Source organism: Pseudomonas sp. MB-090624 (assembly GCF_003205245.1).
Lineage (GTDB): Bacteria > Pseudomonadota > Gammaproteobacteria > Pseudomonadales > Pseudomonadaceae > Aquipseudomonas > Aquipseudomonas juntendi.
Window position 1 is genome coordinate 38,402 of record NZ_QJRK01000033.1, and the last position, 20,262, is coordinate 58,663.

General features: G+C 51.0%; 24 protein-coding genes and 2 pseudogenes. 16 read left to right on the top strand and 10 right to left on the bottom strand.

What is annotated here, in order from left to right:
• Positions 1–33 precede the first annotated feature (33 nt).
• A complete protein-coding gene (locus DMX12_RS18480) occupies positions 34–552 on the bottom strand; it encodes a helix-turn-helix domain-containing protein (RefSeq protein WP_232861829.1) in 519 nt (172 codons plus the stop codon).
• A 190-nt stretch (positions 553–742) separates the two neighbouring features.
• On the opposite strand from DMX12_RS18480, the gene DMX12_RS18485 reads away from it, so the two are divergent.
• The 5 genes from DMX12_RS18485 to DMX12_RS18505 all read left to right on the top strand — a co-directional run bounded on the left by DMX12_RS18485 (position 743) and on the right by DMX12_RS18505 (position 3,160).
• Positions 743–1,123 (top strand): hypothetical protein, encoded by a 381-nt coding sequence (locus DMX12_RS18485; RefSeq protein ID WP_102885822.1) that lies wholly within the window; start codon positions 743–745, stop codon positions 1,121–1,123.
• A gap of 3 nt (positions 1,124–1,126) precedes the next feature.
• Positions 1,127–1,522 carry a hypothetical protein gene (locus tag DMX12_RS18490; RefSeq protein WP_102885821.1) on the top strand — a complete coding sequence of 132 codons (396 nt, stop codon included), beginning with the start codon at positions 1,127–1,129 and terminating at the stop codon, positions 1,520–1,522.
• Between the two features lie 17 nt (positions 1,523–1,539).
• Positions 1,540–1,779 carry a hypothetical protein gene (locus DMX12_RS18495; protein ID WP_110679097.1) on the top strand — a complete coding sequence of 80 codons (240 nt, stop codon included), beginning with the start codon at positions 1,540–1,542 and terminating at the stop codon, positions 1,777–1,779.
• A 238-nt stretch (positions 1,780–2,017) separates the two neighbouring features.
• A complete protein-coding gene (locus DMX12_RS18500; protein WP_110679098.1) occupies positions 2,018–2,746 on the top strand; it encodes a metallophosphoesterase in 729 nt (242 codons plus the stop codon).
• Between the two features lie 54 nt (positions 2,747–2,800).
• Complete coding sequence (locus DMX12_RS18505; RefSeq protein ID WP_102885818.1) at positions 2,801–3,160, top strand: hypothetical protein; 360 nt, start codon at positions 2,801–2,803, stop codon at positions 3,158–3,160.
• 36 nt (positions 3,161–3,196) lie between these two features.
• Here the strand turns inward: DMX12_RS18505 and DMX12_RS18510 are convergent, their stop codons facing one another.
• A complete protein-coding gene (locus DMX12_RS18510) occupies positions 3,197–3,475 on the bottom strand; it encodes a hypothetical protein (protein ID WP_102885817.1) in 279 nt (92 codons plus the stop codon).
• 138 nt (positions 3,476–3,613) lie between these two features.
• Here DMX12_RS18510 and DMX12_RS18515 point away from each other — a divergent pair, with 138 nt between their 5' ends.
• A complete protein-coding gene (locus tag DMX12_RS18515; RefSeq protein ID WP_232861830.1) occupies positions 3,614–3,955 on the top strand; it encodes a hypothetical protein in 342 nt (113 codons plus the stop codon).
• Between the two features lie 87 nt (positions 3,956–4,042).
• On the opposite strand, the gene DMX12_RS18520 is transcribed toward DMX12_RS18515, so the two are convergent.
• Positions 4,043–5,281: an SH3 domain-containing protein gene (locus DMX12_RS18520; protein ID WP_146226851.1), complete on the bottom strand. Its 1,239-nt coding sequence runs from the start codon at positions 5,279–5,281 to the stop codon at positions 4,043–4,045.
• 446 nt (positions 5,282–5,727) lie between these two features.
• Between DMX12_RS18520 and DMX12_RS18525 the strand changes: the two genes are divergently transcribed.
• From DMX12_RS18525 to DMX12_RS18535, 3 genes and pseudogenes are all read left to right on the top strand, one after another.
• Positions 5,728–6,141 (top strand): thiol-disulfide oxidoreductase DCC family protein, encoded by a 414-nt coding sequence (locus tag DMX12_RS18525; RefSeq protein ID WP_110679100.1) that lies wholly within the window; start codon positions 5,728–5,730, stop codon positions 6,139–6,141.
• Positions 6,126–6,236, top strand: a pseudogene (locus DMX12_RS18530) (GTP cyclohydrolase I); the annotation flags it as partial. The gene DMX12_RS18525 and the pseudogene DMX12_RS18530, both read left to right, overlap by 16 nt.
• A 494-nt stretch (positions 6,237–6,730) precedes the next feature.
• On the top strand, positions 6,731–7,714 hold the full coding sequence (locus DMX12_RS18535) for an IS5 family transposase (protein ID WP_110679101.1): 984 nt from the start codon (positions 6,731–6,733) through the stop codon (positions 7,712–7,714).
• Positions 7,715–7,869: 155 nt separating this feature from the next.
• Here the strand turns inward: DMX12_RS18535 and DMX12_RS29155 are convergent, their stop codons facing one another.
• The 6 genes from DMX12_RS29155 to DMX12_RS18560 form a co-directional block, all read right to left on the bottom strand.
• Complete coding sequence (locus DMX12_RS29155; RefSeq protein ID WP_146226852.1) at positions 7,870–8,238, bottom strand: hypothetical protein; 369 nt, start codon at positions 8,236–8,238, stop codon at positions 7,870–7,872.
• Between the two features lie 63 nt (positions 8,239–8,301).
• Positions 8,302–10,056, bottom strand: a complete 1,755-nt coding sequence (locus DMX12_RS18540; protein ID WP_110679102.1) for a bifunctional diguanylate cyclase/phosphodiesterase — start codon at positions 10,054–10,056, stop codon at positions 8,302–8,304.
• Positions 10,057–10,065: 9 nt separating this feature from the next.
• On the bottom strand, positions 10,066–11,631 hold the full coding sequence (locus DMX12_RS18545) for a PAS domain-containing methyl-accepting chemotaxis protein (protein WP_110679103.1): 1,566 nt from the start codon (positions 11,629–11,631) through the stop codon (positions 10,066–10,068).
• A gap of 40 nt (positions 11,632–11,671) precedes the next feature.
• On the bottom strand, positions 11,672–12,553 hold the full coding sequence (locus DMX12_RS18550; RefSeq protein ID WP_110679104.1) for a LysR family transcriptional regulator: 882 nt from the start codon (positions 12,551–12,553) through the stop codon (positions 11,672–11,674).
• Between the two features lie 1,252 nt (positions 12,554–13,805).
• Positions 13,806–14,750 (bottom strand): chemotaxis protein CheV, encoded by a 945-nt coding sequence (locus tag DMX12_RS18555; RefSeq protein WP_110679105.1) that lies wholly within the window; start codon positions 14,748–14,750, stop codon positions 13,806–13,808.
• 253 nt (positions 14,751–15,003) lie between these two features.
• Complete coding sequence (locus tag DMX12_RS18560) at positions 15,004–16,011, bottom strand: PAS domain S-box protein (RefSeq protein WP_110679106.1); 1,008 nt, start codon at positions 16,009–16,011, stop codon at positions 15,004–15,006.
• A 283-nt stretch (positions 16,012–16,294) separates the two neighbouring features.
• On the opposite strand from DMX12_RS18560, the pseudogene DMX12_RS30015 reads away from it, so the two are divergent.
• The 7 genes and pseudogenes from DMX12_RS30015 to DMX12_RS18590 all read left to right on the top strand — a co-directional run.
• Positions 16,295–16,527 (top strand): annotated as a pseudogene (locus DMX12_RS30015) (hypothetical protein); the annotation flags it as partial.
• A gap of 86 nt (positions 16,528–16,613) precedes the next feature.
• A complete protein-coding gene (locus tag DMX12_RS18570; protein WP_110679107.1) occupies positions 16,614–17,669 on the top strand; it encodes a M42 family peptidase in 1,056 nt (351 codons plus the stop codon).
• A gap of 101 nt (positions 17,670–17,770) precedes the next feature.
• Positions 17,771–18,064, top strand: coding sequence for a DUF6555 family protein (locus DMX12_RS18575; RefSeq protein WP_102885809.1), 294 nt, complete (start codon positions 17,771–17,773; stop codon positions 18,062–18,064).
• 37 nt (positions 18,065–18,101) lie between these two features.
• Positions 18,102–18,260 (top strand): hypothetical protein, encoded by a 159-nt coding sequence (locus DMX12_RS29520; protein ID WP_177411275.1) that lies wholly within the window; start codon positions 18,102–18,104, stop codon positions 18,258–18,260.
• A 16-nt stretch (positions 18,261–18,276) separates the two neighbouring features.
• Positions 18,277–18,501 (top strand): DUF2188 domain-containing protein, encoded by a 225-nt coding sequence (locus tag DMX12_RS18580; protein WP_110679108.1) that lies wholly within the window; start codon positions 18,277–18,279, stop codon positions 18,499–18,501.
• On the top strand, positions 18,498–18,932 hold the full coding sequence (locus DMX12_RS18585; protein WP_110679109.1) for a DNA methylase: 435 nt from the start codon (positions 18,498–18,500) through the stop codon (positions 18,930–18,932). The genes DMX12_RS18580 and DMX12_RS18585 overlap by 4 nt, the downstream gene beginning before the upstream one ends.
• Before the next feature lie 83 nt (positions 18,933–19,015).
• Entirely contained in the window at positions 19,016–19,441 is a 426-nt protein-coding gene (locus DMX12_RS18590) for a response regulator (protein ID WP_110679110.1), read from the top strand.
• A 5-nt stretch (positions 19,442–19,446) separates the two neighbouring features.
• Here the strand turns inward: DMX12_RS18590 and DMX12_RS18595 are convergent, their stop codons facing one another.
• Positions 19,447–19,863, bottom strand: a complete 417-nt coding sequence (locus tag DMX12_RS18595; protein ID WP_110679111.1) for a low affinity iron permease family protein — start codon at positions 19,861–19,863, stop codon at positions 19,447–19,449.
• Between the last annotated feature and the right edge of the window lie 399 nt (positions 19,864–20,262).

Below are 20,262 nucleotides of genomic sequence, written 5' to 3' on the forward strand. Positions count from 1 at the left end.
TTCGTTCGCCGGCCTCACCATTGCCTTGCCTTGTCATTCCCCTGATGGCATGTGCCAAATTTTGTGCACTGTTGACGTTGGAATACCCAGCCTCGCCGACGTCTCTTTCTGGGTCAGTCCATCTGCTTTGCAGTTCAGCACTGATCGTATCTTTTCAGCTGGGATTGGTGGCTTACCCGCTTTCGCTGTGATCAGCTCCCCATCCGAGAATTGAGCGGGGACGTTTTCCAGGACACCCATGTCACGCAGCTTGGTGAGCTCTGACCAGAGGTGGGTCATGAAGTCTTCGAGAGTCTCCCCACGCTCATAGCTTGCCGCTGCGGCCATCAAGGCTACGACATCTACCTCCAGGCGATCGCTGATGCCCTGCAGCATCTCGATCGTGGCGTTGGATTTTGCGTGCTCGATGTTGTGAAGGTGGCGAGCTTCCAGAGTGCTTCTGAGCTGCTCTTGGGATAGGCCGCGCGCTGCCCGAGTGGCGCGGAGTACTGCAGCCAATGAGTATCGCGATGGCATGACGGCTTGGCTTCCCAAAGGGAAGGATAAGGCCATAACCGAAAATCCACATCTACGAAATATAGTAAGCTAATGTGGATTGATGGTATGGTTGCTCAGCCGTTCCATAAGGATAAATGAGGGGGGGTAGGACAATCACCGGCGGATGGGAAAGTGTCAATTTATATGAATTGTTATTTGGGGTCGGAGCTTTCCTAGGGCCCAGACGAGATAGGCGGATAGAGCTGTGTTGGTCACTAAACGGACAGAATTACAGGGGCAATTTCTTGCTGAAGATAGCCTGCGCTTACTCTGGAATTCGGCGAGTCTCAACGCTGACTGTTACTACTTCGTGGTGGAAGGATGCGGGCTGGTAGATGGGGCATTCGGCCCGTCTGTACGTCTGGTCACGAGCGTCGAAGTGGTCGACTCGCTGTGCAAAGGGGATACGGCGGAGTTCTTGAGCGTGAACAAGATTCAGCTGATGGCTCCTCCGTCGATGACAAAGCAGAACGAGTTTTCCATGCAGGTGTTATCGGAGATACGTATCCAGGAGGGCAGTGAGCCGAACCCTATCTACGAATTTGTTACGCGTGATGGGCAGGTCTACTCGAGCGGGAGGGGTTGAGCTATGGCTGCATCCCTAGAAGAGATCATGTCGTTTCTCTACGGCGCCGGCGATTTGGTAGAAGGGTGGGCCAGTGATGCTGCTGACCTCGTCCGTGCAGCCCAACAACGTTTTCCAGGCAAACCTTTTTGTTTGGTCAAGCGTTGGATCCTCATCGATGTCATAGGCAACGAGGGTGAGCTATTTCCGGCAGAAGTCCCACCGATGTTAATCTTTGCTCATGAGGTTATTCAGGACAGCAGGCGGCGTTTCGATCCTGGGCATTGGGTGCGAACGACCTATGCGGTTTCTCATCCGGATCGGTGCATGTTTGAAACGAGGAGCACCGTCTATTTGCTTCTTGGCGATGGATACAGGAAGAGAGCGACGCTTGATGTGGTCTTCTCGCTGCACCCATAACCGATTTGGGAGGTGCCATGGAAATTGATGAGTTCGAGCGCGAACGTCGCCGTGAGGCTGTGGCAGCAGAAATCGCTTGTCTAGCTCTCGACGGAGGCCGGCTTGCTGCTGAGCGCCTGGCTCGATTGCAGGGGTATGTAGACGGCCAAGTTAGCCTTGAAGAGCTCAGGGCAGAGCTAATTGAACGTATGCGACACGAGAGCTGGGGTATCGCAGACGAGGACGAAATGCGCCGGGCCTGGGGTGACTCGGAGTGACTTGAGTCTTCAACCGCTAGCCGGCTAAAGCCGAATGAGCGAGCTCCTCCGCCGACGCCTCCTTTTGGAGTCTTCATCTGGGAGCTCCGATCAGCTGCCTGAACGGTGTTGAACAGCCGTCACAAAGAGGCAGTGTGCAGCACCACTGCTCCATTTCCACATCAAGTAATAAATCAGTGGGCGGGCCTCCATAGGATACCGGACACACGATCAGCCCTCGGACAGGACTCTGCTGTCGATGAAAATTCTGGTCTATTCAGATCTGCATTTGGAGTTCTCGGACTTCCAGCCTCCCCCGACGGAGTGCGACTTGGTGGTTCTGGCCGGCGACATCTCGGTGCGTAGTCGAGGAGTAACGTGGGCCAACGACATCTTCAACAATCCGGTGATCTATGTCTGCGGCAACCATGAGTTCTACAAAGGCCACGCCGATCGAACGCTGACCAAGATGCGTGATGCGGCTGCTAAGCATGTGCACGTCCTGGACAACCAGTCCCTGGTCATCTGTGACACCAGGTTTCTGGTAGCAACAGCATGGACAGACTTCACCGCGACCGGAGACTACAAGGCCGCGATGAGGGTGTGTGCGGAGTGGATGAACGACTTTAAGCGCATTCGTATTGGAGAGGGCTACAGCAGGCTTCGTCCTGCCGACCTCATTGCTCGAAACATAGCCACTCGTGATTTTCTGGTGGCCGAGCTCGCGAAGGATTTCGAGGGGAAGACTGTGGTGATCACTCATCACTGCCCAATCCGCGAGGTAGCGGGCGATGGCCATGAAGGCCACTTGGGTGCTGCCTATTTCAATGAATGGCATGACCTAGTCGCTCAAGCCGATGTTTGGATTTTTGGTCATACGCATCATGCAGTCGATACAATCGTCTCGGGCTGCCGGCTCATTTCGAATCCGAGAGGCTACCCAGGAGAGCGCACTGGTTTCTCGCCGGACTTCACCATAGAGGTTTGACTCGGTTACGCCTGCGGGTGCGGGCAATGTCAGTTTTGAAAAAGGGAAGAGCTAATGTCCGCTGAGGTCATCATCGAGTACCACTGCAAAAGCCCGTCAGATTTTCAGCTCAAACGAATTTTACGAGCGATGGCTTACAGATACTCGCCACCTATCGCCGGCTACCTGAGCGATGTCTTCATCACGTCTGAGTGCGCTGCCGGCATCGTCTTCGGTCACGTCGATCCGGGGCAGCTTGAGCAGCGAGCGGATGGGCATATTCTGCTGACGTCTCGCATCGAGCATCTGAAGAAGTTAGGGCGTTACTGGGTGATTACTACAGCAGAGGGACGGTTTGTGCTGACGTCTTTCAAGCGGGGATTGGGAAGGGCGAGCTTACGAGCGCTTATTGAGGGGATGATTCCAACGCAATAACCAGACGCTTCCGTGCGCCGGATGAAGGGACTGCGATCAAGCTTCCGACAGCAAGGTTCGGCGTCGGTGAATGCTACTCAGGATTTTGTAATCCCGGATTCGGTCGTGGGAGAGGTGTCCAGCATCCACAAGTCCTCGAATGTAGCCTTCGGCTTTGCCCCGAGCTTCACGCAGATCATCTACAGAGGTGCTGTGGTGGATGTCATCAACGATCAGCTGCCAGCGCTGGCTCTGCCGGATACCGATAGGGTCTCGGGAGAAGACGGGAGCGTTCAGTAGAGTTTCGTAGTAGCCAACAACAGGTGGATTGCTCAAGTAGGGCGCTCCGCAGGTTAAACATGGCTGGAGGTTATCATGCGCACACTCATTCGCCTGTTACTCGCCGGCACATAGAGCGACTGTTCTTCTCGCAGAAGTTTGCGAGATAGGGGTCACCTAAATATGAGGTTTTACATGGTCAGACGCAGGACACCGCTTTCCTCATCCAAGATCGTCGATGCACCTTTAGCCGCTATGCCAAGCAGCGTGAAAAAGGCAATGCAAATCGAGTTTGGATGGGAGATCACAGCTTATCTCTCATCAGTTGAGTACGGTGCTGGAGAGCTCTATTTGCAGGGCATCGTGTTCCGGGATCGTGAGAAGCGATTCGATGATGGTGATCCAATTCGAACCTCGATCATCATGGGCTCTGAACAGATTCAAGGCTATCTAGTAGTGCGGACACTCAGCAGTCGTTACGTGGTGTGCGACTGGGCAAGTGACCATGCTAGAGGAAACTCTAAAACTCAGCACTGAATCAGGTAGTTAAGGTAATGAGCAACTATGAGCGAGTAAACCGGAGTGAATCGATAACTCGCTTAATAGCGGCGTTCTCTGTGGAGATTACTGTATAGTCTTAACCATGCTTCTGGATACCCAGCCCTGGATCTCAATGCCCTCATGCTTGTAAATGACCTCCAGCCAGGTCTTGTTGCTCGAGTCTACAACCTCCAGCACGGCATATTGCTTCAATGGCATGATCACCTCGGCCTTCATGCTTGGTGAGTAGCGAAGGTTCACGTTGTCCCTAGCGACGAGCCTGATTCGCGCTTTAGCGCTTTTCGGCATGTGGCACATTGAGGAGCGGACGCGTTTTTGGGCCTGAGTAGGCGAGTCGGACTGAATCGTTAGGTCGTTAAGATCACACAGACCTTCCTTGAAATCCTTCCACTGGGTTACAAGTGCCAGGCCGGCTGACAGGACGCTCAGAATCCAGCAAAGCAGGAAGAATGCGGCAGGCGTAAGCGGCTTGCGATTCTCCTTATCTTGGAGAGCATCGATGATTTCCGCTTGTAGCGAAGGGGCTTGGGCGGGTTGAACGCTGTAGCGAGCTGCAGGCTCACGAACTATCGTTGGCTGCTCGACGATCTCATACTCTTTGAGCAGTTTAGCTAGCTTGCTTGGGGACGTGCGTTCAAGCGCCTCGAACAACGGAGACTCTGCGAGGATGGCTACCTGCTTCATCATTTCGCTGTACTTAGACGTTACCTGCAGGCTTGCCAGCCCTTCAGTAAAGCTGTGCATCTGTGCGAAGCTCGCCAATCGGGCTTGAGCGGCTTCATTCTCTGCCCAGATACTGCGGAAGGACTGCAGTCCATCTAGTGCTCGTATCTGGCCCGAGATTCTCTCCATCGCTTGTGTAGCCGCGCTCTCGAAGCTGGGGAGCTGCAATCCTGAAATACCGAGCAACGGCTGAAACGATGGGCCGGGGGTTGGTCGGGCGATGGCTTCAATCTGCTTGCTCGGAAAAAGGCAATCCATTGCACGGATTGCGGCTGCCGCAGGTGACATGGCCCTGTTCGCGAATTCCTGGATTTGTCTGAGCGAGCTGCCAAACGAGTCATCAAACAAAGATTTTGTCACTCGAGCTTGTTCGTGAAGTGCATGGGTGCCTGCGACGCTTGCCTGGAGCGCTTTAAAGGCCTCGCGGGCCGAGCTGTCTATAGGAAACGAAGGTGAAAGCGCTTCGTTCGCCATCGCCTGGAGTGTGGCCAACTCCTCAGGCGTCCTACCTGCTTCAGTCTGTTTGATGGTTTTGACGTAATCAGCTAAACGCTGGAGTTGATCGTCTTGCTCCGACACTGCATCACCCCTAATCCCTAGCACAGCCACAGAGGATACCTGTTCTGCGGTAGACTTGGCGCGGGAACTCCCAGAGTCAACGGTGCAGGGCTTCTAGTGTTTTATCCGAGGTGCCCCATTGCTTCATTTGTCATTCCATCCAGGGGCAGGATGATGAGCGCACCAGCGGGCAATGTTCTCACCATGTCGAGGTTGCCGCGAACGATTAGCTGGCTTTCGCAGCGTCTCAAAAGCGATGCAGCTATCGCACTCTGGTGCAAACCAGCACGTTCCGATCTCGACTGACATCTGATGACCCCAGTCGCCTACCGTCATCTGTAAACGGCGCCGATCCCGCCAGCCTCAGGTTAATGGGCGCTTCCGAGGTGATCCGTCATCACGGCCATTGCTAATTTCGTGGGTTCCGCTAACTTATACAAAACCTGTACATGATTGAGGTGTTGTACATGTATTGCCAGTGGCCTTTGACCCTTTACTTTGACGGTGCCTGCCCATTGTGCGCCAGGGAGGTGGCCTTCCTGCGCAGGCGTTCAACTGCAGCAAAGCTCATCCTGATCGATATCGATGGCGATGACTTCGATCCCATACCTCTTGGCCTGTCGATTGAGCAATTGAGATCGTGCTTGCACGCAAGGTTCGCGAATGATCAGTGGGTAACAGGCTTGGACGCTACCTTTTGGAGCTGGCGTGCTGCCGGTGTTGGGATGTGGGCCGCTCCGCTGGCTTGGCGTCCGCTACGTCCTTTGCTTTCAGTTCTGTACAGGTTGTTCTGTCGTTTGAGGCCAAGTTTGGTCTGGTTACCCCATCCCGAAGGTAGGCAACGTTGCAAAGGTGAGGAATCCAAATGTCACATTCGCTAGCCGAGCATTATCGTGAAATCCTTGTTGGCGTTGGTGAAAACCCGCAGCGAGAAGGGCTCTTGGATACTCCCCAACGTGTTGCCAAAGCAATGCGCCAGGTTGCAGGCATTCCTGGACGACCTCGGCGTTGAATGGTTTCGGATAAGGGCTTCGTTGGCGCATTGAAATCCTGGCGATAATGGCGATCGCGCCCGCTTAAAAATACGCGGACACCATCGTCCTTAAAGCTGGAGCTCGGAAGGTGAGTTCGCTGGACGCTTACTGAACTACTGATGTTGCTTTGTGTCTGCGCGGCGTCGCCCCGCTGATCGAACTCAAGGAAAATTCCAAATGAGTCGGGTAGTAACCATAATCTATAGACCTGACGCATCGGGATGTGCTGATTTTTAGGCGCTTATTAAGTCGTGAATCAGGGTCGGGTGATTCAGAGAGAAAGAGTATTGTCGCAGGAGCAGTTAAATAACTTTATCAGCTTTCAGTCGGCACTGATAGCTGTAACGGGTTAGGGATTCTCCGATCAAGTCAGCACAGGCTGCACGACCTGTGCTGAAATGGCCCTTCGTTTAGCCACCCCAAGCAAGCCTTGCCCATGAGTCAGATGAGCTTCTCCGATTTCGAGTACGCCGGTAAGCGCAAGCAGACCTGCCGAGAGCGTTTCCTGGCCGAAATGGAGCAGGTCGTGCCGTGGAGCGGGTTGGCAGCGTTGATCGAGCCGCACTATCCAAAGGCCGGTGGCGGTCGTAAGCCTTATGCATTGGAAACGATGCTGCGAATTCACTTGTTGCAGAACTGGTTTTCGCTGAGCGATCCGGCGATGGAAGAAGCGTTGTACGAGATCACCTCTATGCGCCAGTTTGCTCGGCTGACGCTAAGCGCGCCGATTCCCGAAGACATGACAATTATGAATTTCCGACACCTCCTGGAGAAGCATCAGCTCGCAGCAGGGATTCTGGAAACCATCAACAACTATCTGCAAGACAAGGGCCTGTCACTGCGCCAGGGCACGATTGTCGATGCCACGATCATCCATGCGCCCAGTTCGACCAAGAACAAGGAAGGCAAGCGCGATCCAGAGATGCATCAAACAAAGAAAGGCAACCAGTACTTCTTCGGCATGAAGGCGCATATCGGCGCCGATGTTGAGTCGGGGCTGGTGCATCACGTTCACGGCACTGCCGCGAACGTCGCAGACGTGACGGAAGTCGCGCAACTGCTGCATGGTGAGGAGAATGTCGTCTGTGCGGATGCGGGTTATACCGGCGTAGAGAAACGGCCTGAGCACGACAGTCGGCAAGTGATCTGGCAGATCGCAGCCCGACGCAGCACCTACAAACGCTTGAGCAAACGCAGTGCGCTGTACAAGGCCAGACGCAAGATCGAAAAGGCCAAAGCCCAGGTACGTGCCAAGGTCGAACACCCATTTCGGGTGATCAAGCGCCAATTCGGCTATGTGAAGACCCGCTTCCGTGGGTTGGCCAAGAACACGGCGCAACTGACCACGTTGTTTGCGCTGTCGAATCTGTGGATGGCGCGCCGGCAGTTATTGAGCCCTGCGGGAGAGGTGCGCCTGTAAGGCGCGATAACCAGGGCTGAGCCCTGGCTATCGCAATGATCGGTGGCCGAAATCGATTCGGCCTGGGTCAAGATGCCGTTCAGTGCTGGTCGCTGAGTAACTTGTTCGGAGTTTCCTTAGGAGCAGACCATTAAAAATAGTTATCATAGACAGAATCAAGTTGATCTATGGCTATGTGTCGGGCTAAAGGTATAAAGTATTCGCTCAAGGTTTTCTAAAACGCCAGACAAAGAATCAGTCTCGCTTTTTTCTTTCCCTACTGTAATATGCAACCTTCGCTTCTCATTAGCTGCAAACCAAGTACCAATTACACCCCAAACCTTAGGCGTCACCGCCTGAGAGAACGGCATAAAAAAATGGTTACAGCTAGTGGTGCCGAATGCTACTAACCCATTGGTATCAGAAAGATCAAACAAAAAGTCATTGGCACTAAAGCATGCCGCAATAGCAAGCATACTTGCCGCATCCATTGCTTCCCCGGCCGGATCAACAAAAGAAATACATATACCTTTCAATGAGTGCATACAATAGCCCACTGGCGCCTTAAAATTAATTAAGTTAGGTGCAATATTGCGAGCCCTTAAAGTCTAAATGGCAAGCGAAGTTCCAATGTCGAGTGCTTTTTCTTTTTCTCTCAATAAAGCCTTCAATTTAGCTAGGGGCAGAGGCTTTGCATACCAGTAGCCTTGACCATGACTACATCCGTTTTTTTGCAAAAAATTTAGCTGATCCGTATTTTCAATTCCTTCGGCGACAACTTGCATGCCAGCACTCTTGGCGACAATAAGTATTGCTTGCACAATGGCTCGATCAAAATCATTGTGCGGTAGCTCACTAACGAATGAGCGATCAATTTTCAAGCGATCTACGGGCAAACTTTTTAACGTACCAGGTGAAGAGTAGCCAGTACCAAAGTCATCCATCGCCACTTCCACACCGATATCGTGCAGGGACAGTATTGTTTGAGTAGCTAGAGTAATGTCGTGTATCGCAACGCTTTCGGTGATCTCGATTTCCAAACGGCTGGCCGGTAATCCTGATTTCCCTAGAACTGAGCTTACCTGACCTATAAAGTCACTCTGAAGGAATGAACGACTACAGATATTAACTGCAATCGGCACGTCGAGCAATCCCTCTGAAATCAATGATTTATTATCGTTACAGGCACGCTCGAGCACTAGGCGACTGATAGCGGGCATTAGCCCATATTCTTCAGCTAATGGAATAAAATGGGTCGGTGGTATTAAACCGTTACTACCGTCATGCCACCTAAGAAGAGCTTCGAGACCGGAGGGACGATAGGGAGGAATCAGTTCGAACTGTAGTTGATAATGCAGCTCAAATTGGTTTAACTCTATTGCTTTTCGGAGCCGACTGACAGTGCGGAAGATTGCTTCCATCTTATCGCGTAGGGCCAGACGAAAGAAGCGTATACAATTGCCTCCTTCAGCTTTTGCTTGGTACATGGCGATATCTGCATCATTGACCAACTGATCGCTATTTTGGCCATGCCCAGGATGTAGACTGATGCCAATGCTTGCGCGTACTCGAAGTTCGATACTGTTGATTTCAAAAGGAGTTGCTAGACAGTCTAGCAAACGTTGGGCTAGCCTGCGGGGTGCATTGCGTTCACGTGGCTGTATTGAGGCTATGAGGAACTCATCACCTCCCATACGCGCCAGTAGGTCGTTCTTACCTACGTTCCCCTGAAGCCGCTCTGCCAAGCCCCTCAGTAGGTGGTCACCTACATCGTGATCATAATGATCATTGATTTGCTTAAAACCATCGAGGTCTATAAAAAGCACTACTAACTGCCAATTACTGTGCTCACACTCAAGCATCAGCCTTTGTAAGTTATCATGAAGGTGATTACGATTCACACAGCCGGTCAGGCTATCATGAGTTGCCATGTATGTAATCTGCTCAAGCATTTGTCTACGAATACTTATGTCGTGACAGATACCGACATATAACCGTTGCCCGCCAATATTTAGCTCACCAATACTTAAGTGCATTGGAAATAAGCTGCCATCCTTTCGTTTGCCAACTACCTCACGCCCCTTGCCAATAATTTTTCGCTCGCCCGTTTTGGTGTAGGCAAGCAAGTAGTCGTCATGATTGCTAGCATCCGGCTCTGGCATGAGTGCAGATACATTACACCCGATCAACTCAGCACGACTGAAGCCGAAAGTGATTTCCGCTGCAGGATTTAAAGCATTAATAATACCGAATTGATCTATGACGATCATCGCATCTACGGCGGCTTCAAATATGGCGGAAGACAACTCTCCCAGTGCGAGCGCTTGGCCAGATAGGTGGGTGGGGGGCGTGGTAACTTTCATAAATTTAATCTATCCGTTGAATCGTTCAACCAAGGCATGCAGGGCGTGCGCTGTATGTTCTAACTCTTGGCCGGTACTTGAGGATTGTTTGGCGATGTCGGCATTTCTGTCAGAAACTTGTGCGATTGATGTAATCTGGCGAGAGATGTCCTCAGCCACATGAGCCTGCTCCTCAGAGGCTGATGCCATCTGCTCACTCATTTGATGGATGCTATCTACAGCTATGCTTATCCCCTGTAGTGCATGCTGCGTATTGATGACCTGTTCGACACCTGCCAGTGCCTCCTGACTACCCTGATGAGCAATATTTACTGCTTGGCTAGCGACCTGCTGAAGTGAGCCAATTATCTGCTGGATTGTCTGAGTAGATTCTTGAGTTTTCGACGCCAGAGCTCTAACCTCATCGGCTACCACTGCAAAGCCTCTACCTTGTTCACCGGCTCTTGCGGCCTCAATAGCGGCATTAAGTGCCAGCAGGTTGGTCTGCTCAGCAATCGCGCGGATCATATCTGCAGCCTGTTGGATTGATTTGGTTTCTGACGCTAAACTCTCTACCGACAGGCTAATCGCTTTCACTGTAGTGGCAAGTTTTTCAATCACCTCTCTGGTCTTCTGAGCTTGTTCAGAACCAGTTTGACTCAGAATATTGACTTGGTTGGCCTCGCGTGCGGTGTTATGAATGTGTATTGAGACTTCTCCGATTGAAGCAGCCATCTCATTCATCGCAGTAGCAGCCATATCCGCTTCATCACGTTGGTGCTGCAAAGCTGTGTCCGATTGCTGGGCTAGATTGCCGCTTTTGGACGCGAGAGTGGCGGTCTGATGGGCATAATCGCTGAGCCGGTTAAGAGCGGTGCGGAGCTTCGCCCCCTCGCTAATCATAATCATGTGCAGTTGAGCGATAGTTCCATGCTCGTCGGTGTAGGTGCGAGCAATCAGTTCGCTGTCGAAACTTCCACCAGCGATGCTGCGGAAACTATCCAGTGTTTTCCGCTCATGACGATTCGCTAGAGCCTGCAAAGCAAACAGAAGTAAAGTGACACCGCCTAAACTTGTCCAGTAAGTGCCGCTGTACAAAACAATAGCCGTTAGTCCCGTAGCCAGTAACGGCATGCCGAAATAACCGCTTATTGTGCGAAGGCGTTCGTTTAAGCGAACACTCTGCTGACCGGTTTGAAGGCGCCTATAAAGCTGAATTGCACGTTCAACCTGTGCACTGTCCGGCTTCACCCGCACTGATTCATGCCCAGTTATTTTCCCATTTTCCAGAATCGGAGTAACATAGGCATTGACCCAATAAAAGTCACCATTCTTGCAGCGATTTTTAACAATGCCCATCCAGCTCTTACCGGCTTTCAGGTACGACCACATGTGGGCGAACACAGCTTCGGGCATATCAGGGTGGCGGACAATGTTATGCGAACTGCCTATTAACTCTTCTCGGCTGAAACCGCTAACCGAAATAAATTCATCATTGCAATAGGTTAATGTTCCGTGTATATCTGTCGCAGAAATAAGGCGTTGATCCGCCGGATACACTAGCTCTCGGTTTGTAATTGGTAAGTTTTTCTTCATGAGCACGACCTGGTAAACTTAAATTTAATCTTGACTAGAATCAATTTCCATCGAGCGCTTCAGCCCTGGCTACCGCATAATCCATCACAACTCTCGCGCAATTTGATAATGCATGGCGATTCGAGTAGACCGCAAACAGTGACTCCCCTTCAGATACATAATCTGGCAACACTCTCACCAATGAACCACTTTTAGTAAGCGCGCAAGCCGTGTTTATAAAAACAAGACCCAATCCCTGCTCCGCGGCATTAACAAGGGCAGGGATCGATTTGCTTAGAAATCTTTTGCTCACAGCAACACTATGACAATCGCCGCCATCGCGCCGATTAATAACCACAAAGTCCTCAGATGTGTAATGAATACAAGTATGAGCACTCAAATCATCAGGGTTTTCCGGAATTCCATTACGATACAGATACTCTGGGCTCGCATAGATTCCAAGTTTTGATTTGCATAATGTTCTAGCGACATAGCTACTATTTTTTAGTTCCCCAAAATGCAAAAGCAAATCAATACCGTCCTGAATAAGATCAGGTTCTTTGTCAGATACTAAAACTTCAATTTCTAGCCCCGGATGAAGAGCTAGTAGCGTGTAAAAAAAATTATTGATCGAGCAGTCAAAAAAAGCCGATGGCACTTGAACTTTAACTTTCCCAACGACCCCAACAATGGCAGACTGGAGTGAACTAATTGTAGAGTTCAAGTTGTCTATACAAGAACTGCACTGTTCAAACAGACGTTCGCCGTCAGCGGTACAACGAAGCGCTTGGGTTGAGCGAAGTATGAGTGAAGTACCAAGCTGCCTCTCAAGATTTATCAGCCTCCGACTTAACGTGTTTGCTGGCACGCATAGCTTTTTACTTGCTTTAGACAGACTTCCAGAGCGAACAATCTGAACAAAAAGTGATATGTCGTTAAGCATCAAAACCTAATCTCCGGGCACTCGTCCTCATACAAAAATTCATGCAAAAAAGCACTCCTTGGCTACATTAAATTATTTATTTTTGATATGGGAATCATCATAACTATATGATAGCTTGCTATGAATGTTGGCGGAACCCGCATGCATGGATTGAGTTCATCCATTTATGGACGGAGCATCTTAACTACAGAGGCTATCAGCAGTATTTAATAATTTTTCTTCTTGAGCACTAGTTAGAATCAGGGATTTCGTATCAATGATTCTAAACCGAGCCTTGATTCAATAACTTCACGCCACGTGTCGTCGCGACAAAAAAAGACATAGCGCCTCCACCGATTAATATTAATAGTGGGCGCAGAAAAAACTACGCCAGACTGTAAGAATCTGCAGAAAAAATAATATTATTGCTTAAACAAAATAAGTGAAGGTATGCCGCTCGGTAAGGAGAGCGAAACTTTTGCTACCAAATATTGACACCGCTTAACTCCCGGTAATAAAACATGGCATAGCGTTATACAGACAGCCCCTGGAACGATACTACTTATCTAACTAAATCTCCGCTACGGAACCAGGGGAACTGGGCATTGATACAGCAAGATTGAGAGTCTGATGTTTACGATCAAACCTGTACAGGCCATGTACAACTGCGAAAAATTGTACAAGATTTTGCAGTGATGGCAAACTGCTGCTTATCGGTTTTTACATAGAATAAATCTATCTGCCATGCGGAGTGTGTAAAGATTTTGACGTTCTTAACTCATCCTTCACATCACACTTTATAAACAACACTGATAAGCGTTCGGTAGAAGGAAAAAATTGCTGACCACTGCTATTCGTGGTTAGCGAACGTGATTATAAAATATAATCGCAGGCCAGATCGCATGAAAACTTTCGGTAACAATGAGTAAAATTTCGGATAGGCATAAACTGACTCGGGTCTCGCTGGAGTCACTACTCTGCTGTGTGCAGCTGCGAGTGCGCGAAAGAACTGGCCAATGCCACAGTGATAGCTGGTACATCAGCTCCGAATTCTTAACCGTTGCTGACTTCAATCCAGACTTCGAATATTGCTGAGCTAGCATTAAATTTATATACCGCTTGCGTTGCTCCGCAAAAACGCCTTCAGCCCAAAAATATATAAAATTTCCAGTTGCCGCGGAATGTTGCGACATGGCTAAATAAGAGTAATTGTCATGATAATTATAGTGCTTAACGTCAGGCTATAGTATTATTTTCTGAATTATAGTTCGAGTTAACAAATTTTTTCTAAATCTCCTAACTTTTGCATTCGTTTAATTACTAGACTTGCTAGATCATCCGGGCGAAACTTTGCTAAAAAGTCGTCAGCACCAACTTTTTTCACCATTGCCTGATTGAAAGCACCAGATAAGGAGGTATGCAACACGATGTGCAGGTCGTGCATCCGTGGGTCATTGCGGACTTCCGCAGTTAGGGTATAGCCATCCATTTCAGGCATTTCGATATCAGAAATCATCATCAGCAATTCTTGCTCTGGTTTTCTCCCTTCATCGAGCATACGGTGCAAATAATCTAAGGCCTGACGCCCATCGGTGAGTGCGATTACTTCTACGCCCACGGCCTCCAAGCATCGAGAGACTTGTTTACGTGCCACAGAGGAGTCATCAACAGTAAGCACGCATAACTTCGCGGCTTTCGCATGGATGGAGGCTGGAATGACTCCTTCGGTAATCTGTTCGGACACCGGGGAAACTTCAGTCAGAACCTTCTCCACATCGATGATCTCAACCAGTTCGTCGTTAACCTGTGTTACAGCAGTAAGATAGTTATTAATCCCACTACCCTTGGGTGGAGGATGAATCCCTTCCCAATTGAGGTTGACTATGTGCTCCACCGCGCTAACCAAGAATCCTTGAGTCTTGGTGTTGTACTCAGTAATTATGACGAAGGCAGTACTGTGGTCTTCAACACCTGGCAGTCCAGTGGCCAACGCCAAATCTAGTATCGGGATTGATACACCACGCACATTCGCCACACCGCAGACCACGCGATGCGACATTGGTAATGCCGACAGTCGAGGACATTTGAGTACCTCACGCACCTTGAATACGTTGATGCCATACAGTTGATTTTCATTAAAGCGAAAAAGCAGAAGTTCAAGACGGTTTTGCCCAGCCAGCTGAGTGCGGCTATTCACCGTTTCCATAAGACTTACCATCTGACGACCTCAAGAAGATGCGTTATGATCTGGGCAGCGTGGTGGCTAGCTGTTGAAACGAGCAACCAACGTATTGAATTGTTGCGCAGTGTGTTTTAGGTCATTTTCAACGGTGGAAGATCTATCCGAAATTTCGGCATTCTCATAAGAGACGCTGACAATTTTTTCCTCAACCACATGGGCTTGCTGCTTAGGCGCTGCAGCCATCTATTGGTTAACTTGATAGATGAGCTCAACCGCACCGTTGATACCGTTAAGCGTCCCTTGAGTCTTGGAGGGGTAGCGTCCCGGATTCATCGCCCACCACAGCAAAACCGCGATCTTGCTCTAAGGCACCTGCTGCCTCTATCGCAATACCTGTAATGTCGGATTCATCCCGTTGATTGCTCAGTGCCGATTCCGATCGCTTTGTCAACGACCGGCTATTTATGGCCAGTGTCACAGTCTGGTTGGCAAAGCCACCAATTCTACCCAGCGAAGTTCTGCCTTCTGCGCCTTCACTAACTAGCAGCACCCGCAACCACGGCACAGGGCTTTGCTCAACTGAGAGAGGACGAGCAGTTTGTTCGCTATCAGAACAGCCGGTGGGAATTGAACCTGTAGGCTTCAGGGTTCGATGCCACGGGTGAGCTCTCAACGCCTGTATCGCCAAGAAGGATAGGACGGCGATGGTAGAACCTATAGTTGTTCCACCGAAAACCAACGCTGTAGCAGTGGCTGCCAGTGCGCCGAAGGTAAGGATGGCTCCTACTAGATGCAGTGATTTCAAGCTGCCGTCGTGATTTTTCGGGCGTGCATCGAGACCAGAGGCGTCGCTAATTTGGTTGCGTTCTGGCTTTACACGAACGGACTTATAGCCGGTGAAATTGCCCTGTTTGATGATATATGTGACATAAGCACTGACCCAATGGTGATCGCCGATGCTACAGAATTTTTTGACGATCTCCATCCAGCTTTCGACATTTTGTAGGTACGAGCACATGCGTGTTAAGACTACTTCGAGCACGTATGGATTACGTAGAATATTATGTGGACTACCAATCAGCTGCTCGCAACTGAACCCTCTACCGGTGACAAACTCCCCATTGCAATTTGTCAGGTTGATCTGCTCGTCGGTTACTGAAAGCCATCGCTGCTCGGATAGCAAGCTGAGTTCGTGCTTTGTTGCGGAAAGGTTTATTCGCAAGATCATCACCCTCTCGAAACGATATTGATTCTTGGTTGCGAAAACACTCCAAGAATCCTCTAAAAATCGTTCCATGATCTTAGCGCTGGCAATAACTATTTTCCGTTGGCATATAGCTACCCAGTTGGAAAGATTCTATTTCGATAAAATCTGTTTTTCAATGGCAATGTGCCACTATTTTATGTGGCGTCATTTTTTTGACCTAGATCAATAGAATAAGTTAAAACCCTTGATTTTATGATTAGCCGGTGTCTCGGTATCCCCTCCTTATAGCTATTACCCTACGTGGCAGCGGGTTATGCCGCCCCGGGCGGTGCCATGGGACGTGAGTGTGGTCGCATACAAAGCTGCCGATCCCAAGGTGCGGATCACCCACCCGGAGCGGGTTATTGCTCCCAGCAGCGGCCTCACCAAACGAGACCTGGCCGAATACTACGCCCAGGTCTCACCTTGGCTCCTGCCACACCTGAAAGACCGGCCCATTGCTTTAGTCAGGGCGCCCGAGAGGATCACCGGCGAGTTGTTTTTCCTGAAGATGACCGCCTCGCCATCCCGAATATCACGACGGTGCCGAAAGCAGGCGCGGGCAAGGTATGGTAATCAACAGTGTTGAGTAGCTACTCGGTTTACATCCTGCTGGCCAATGCACGTTTGCGTGCAAACAAGGAGGTAACGTTTTGGAGACTGAGGCATTACTGACCGAGCTCCTTAACGCCCGAGGGCCGGGCGGACAAGAAGATGAGGTGCGAGACATTTGCCTGCGGGAGCTCAGCCGTTTCTGTGAGGAGGCCCACATTGACCCTGCTGGCAATGTGGTGGGAGTGATTCGTGGGGGCCGCGCTTGTAGCCCCGAGGCAGCCATACGCATTATGGCCCACCTCGATGAGATCGCGATGATCGTCAAAAAAGTGCTGGAGAACGGCACTCTGGAGGTGCTCGCTCTCGGTGGCGCGCAACCGATAAGCTTCGGCGTCTGTCCTGTCGATATCCTGGGTGATGAACACATCCTGCCGGGTGTTTTGTCTTACGGTTCAATGCACAACAGCGGTCGAACTTCGAATGGAAGAGACGTACTGGCAGGTAATGTTCAGTGGAAAGATGTCTACATCGTCACGCGCAAGTCCAAGTCAGAACTCCAGAAGCTTGGTGTTCGGCCTGGTACTCGAGTCGTGCTCAGTCAGCACTGGCGTAAGCCCTTCAAGGTGCATGACTGTATTGCCGCTCACTTCCTCGACGACCGAGCTCCGCTGAGCGCTGTCATTCTCTGCGCAAAGCTGCTGAGTGAACGGCGAGAAAAACTGCAGCAGGATGTTTGGTTCGTGCTTACGACGCTGGAGGAAGAGTCGAATGCCGGCGCCATGTACGCAGCTTCCCGGCTGCCCGGCGACACCACAATCGCGGTCGAGGTCGGCCCTGTACTTGAGGAGTATGGCACGGAGCTTTCGGCCAACCCGATCATCAATACCGGCGACCAGAAGGGATACTACAGCCGCGCCGTGGTGCAGGGTCTGATCGCCGCTGGCCTAAAGGCCGGTTATAAGCCTCAGTCGGCATTGCTCGTCGATTTTGCATCCGATGCAAGCGCGGTGATGAGCGCCGGGATCGATGCCCGGGCCGGTTGCATTGCGATACCGACCGAGAATACTCACGGCTTCGATATGGTGCATTTGGAAGGAATCACTGCCTGTGCTGAGACCTTGTTCGAATTCCTTACAGGTACACAAGACACATAGCCCGACGCCAGAATTGCAAGAGTGCCGTACCACCTGCCATTTCGATGGAATTTTTTCTCCCCTGCTTGCTCAATAGCGCATGAGCTAGGGAGGGAATTCTGGTGGTCGGACAGCAACTCTATGTCATTGAGTACGAGCTTCACGGTGAGCCTCGGACATTCATCATCCGTTTGGAGAAAATGGACAACGGCGTCGCCTGGCACTGGGCCAGTTGCGATGCCGGCGTGGGCATCATCCCGCGATTCAGTCAGCAGAATATCAAATTGGTCAGTCGCCCGATGGCTGAGCGTTACGGCGTTGCCAAGGTGAGGTGGCGGCTGGCTGGCGAGGGCCCCGAGTTCGTTCCGCAGCCTATCGATGTCGGCAAATTCTCAGGGGCTGCCGAAGGTGCCTGAAGAGCGGCATTCGATCAACTTGCCTGGAGGTGTTGCCATGCAGCCTAAAACCGAAGGCTCTGAAGAGAAGGGCCCAAGCGACGTGCCCTTCATTAACGATCCAGAAAAGCCCACATCGCCCCCCCTGAATGACGCTGATGCCACGGATGCAGCTGAGGCTGAAGAAAACATTCAGAACGATGGCCAAACTCTTTAGAGAGGAGAAGCAGCCGATGGACAGTTATCACCTCAGCCCGACATCGGATGGCTGGGAATTGAAAAAAGCCGGTGCTGAGCGAGCCTCAAAACGAGCCGCCACGAAGCAGCAGCTTGTCAGTGCCCTTGCAGATTTCTTCGAGGGCAAGACGGCGTCCGTGAAGATCCACAAGGCGGATGGCACCATCGAAGAAGAGCGTACCTACCCTCGTGCTGCTGACCCGCGCCGTAGCAAAGGTTGAAGACTATAACTGCCTGTGACCTTGGCATTGAGGTCACCGATGCCCTTGGCGTGTTCCGATGGTTGGTGGCCAGTTTTCTCATGGGAAAGCGCATCCGCTCCGCCGTAGCAGTGGAGGCGTACCGGATTCTTGTCGATCAAAAGGGTTTGGATACGCCACTCAAGCTTGCCCAGACTTCCCATCCGACACTGGTCAGACTCCTCGGTCAAGCAGGATACGCACGATACGATCAGTCTACCGCTCGACGATTGCTGGGCCTGAGCAAGAAGGTACAGGCGGAACTGGATGCCCAACTAGATGCACTGCGGGAAGCATCGAATGCTGAGGGATTTAAGCGCTGGTTACTGAGCTTCGAGGGGGTAGGGCCAAAGACTGTAGAGATTTTCATGCGTGAAGGCTTGGGCCAGTTAACGATGTTGCACGGCCATTGACCTTAAAGTGGCCTTTAGCCCCCATCGACGCGTGCGCAGATGAGTGAAACACTGGATCAGTCAACTATGGACTGGAGAGGGTGATGAAGCTGGACATCGAGGGGGTGTCGCTGTCAGGGAAGACGGTGATTGTGGTGGAAGACGATCCAACGCTTCAGACCCTGCTGGTGGGGATCCTGATCGAGTTGGGCGCCACCTGTGATGCGTTCGATAACTCAGAAGATGCCTTGATTCACTTGATGGGACTTAAAAGTGACTGCTCGTTGATCGTTGTCGACCACGGTGTTCCGGGAAGCATCAAAGGTATGGAGTTCATCTCCATGGCCCACGAAAGGTGGCCTGGACTACCCGCCATTCTGACCTCGGGTTACCAGCTTGACACTTCTGAAGTCACACCACCCGTTGTCTACCTCTTCAAACCATGGTCGATAGACGAGCTTGCTCAAGCTATTGGCCAGGCGCTTCACTCTGCAAATGTACCTTTACCTCTCCTGCCGTTCGACCAATAAGGTCTCTAGCGCTGCAAGTTATCCCGAGCACCATCTTCCGTCTTATGCTCAGCAGGCGCCTGATGAAGGGGATCACATTCGCTGCCCATCGCCTGGTATTCCTTGCGAAGTTTATGAATTTCTCGGTTATCGAGCGCTTCGAGATTCAATACTGACTGCTCAGCCGATTGTGTAGCGCGGATAAGTTCGTCGAGCTTCACGTGGATGATGTCGTTATCCCGGTTCTGGGTGTTCTGAATCAGGAAAACCATCAGGAAGGTGATGATGGTGGTCGACGTGTTGACGATGAGTTGCCAGGTATCGTTGAAGTGAAACCACGGCCCAGATGCAGCCCACATGGCAATCAACACCACGGCGATCAAAAAGGTGCTCGGTTTACCGGCGTGGTTGGCGAGCCATTGGCAGAACTGGGCGAATTTCATGACGTAACCTCCACTGGGATCTACAGGGTTTGACCGCAGCGGAGCGCTGAAATCTTTTTTTACATTCTCACCAAGTGTAGGGTGAACCCGCTAAGCGCAGCGGAACGATCTGGCGTGCCGGAAAGGCAAAAAAATACTCGAAATCTTTCCCGAGGCTTCTGCGCATATGACCTTCATCGTCTGGTTTGCGCTGCTGGGTGCAGTCTTGCTGCTGGTACCACTCTCATCCTCCTACCTACGCTGTATCCCTGTGATCTCGTCTGTAGTGTGTTTTGGCCTGGGTATCGGCCGGGTACATCGGGACTGGGTTTACTTCAGCTGGACATGAGCAATTCGAGCGGGTGGATGGAGCACCTCACAGAGGTCGGGGGGGGCTCTCCGCTGTTCTTCAGTGGTTTG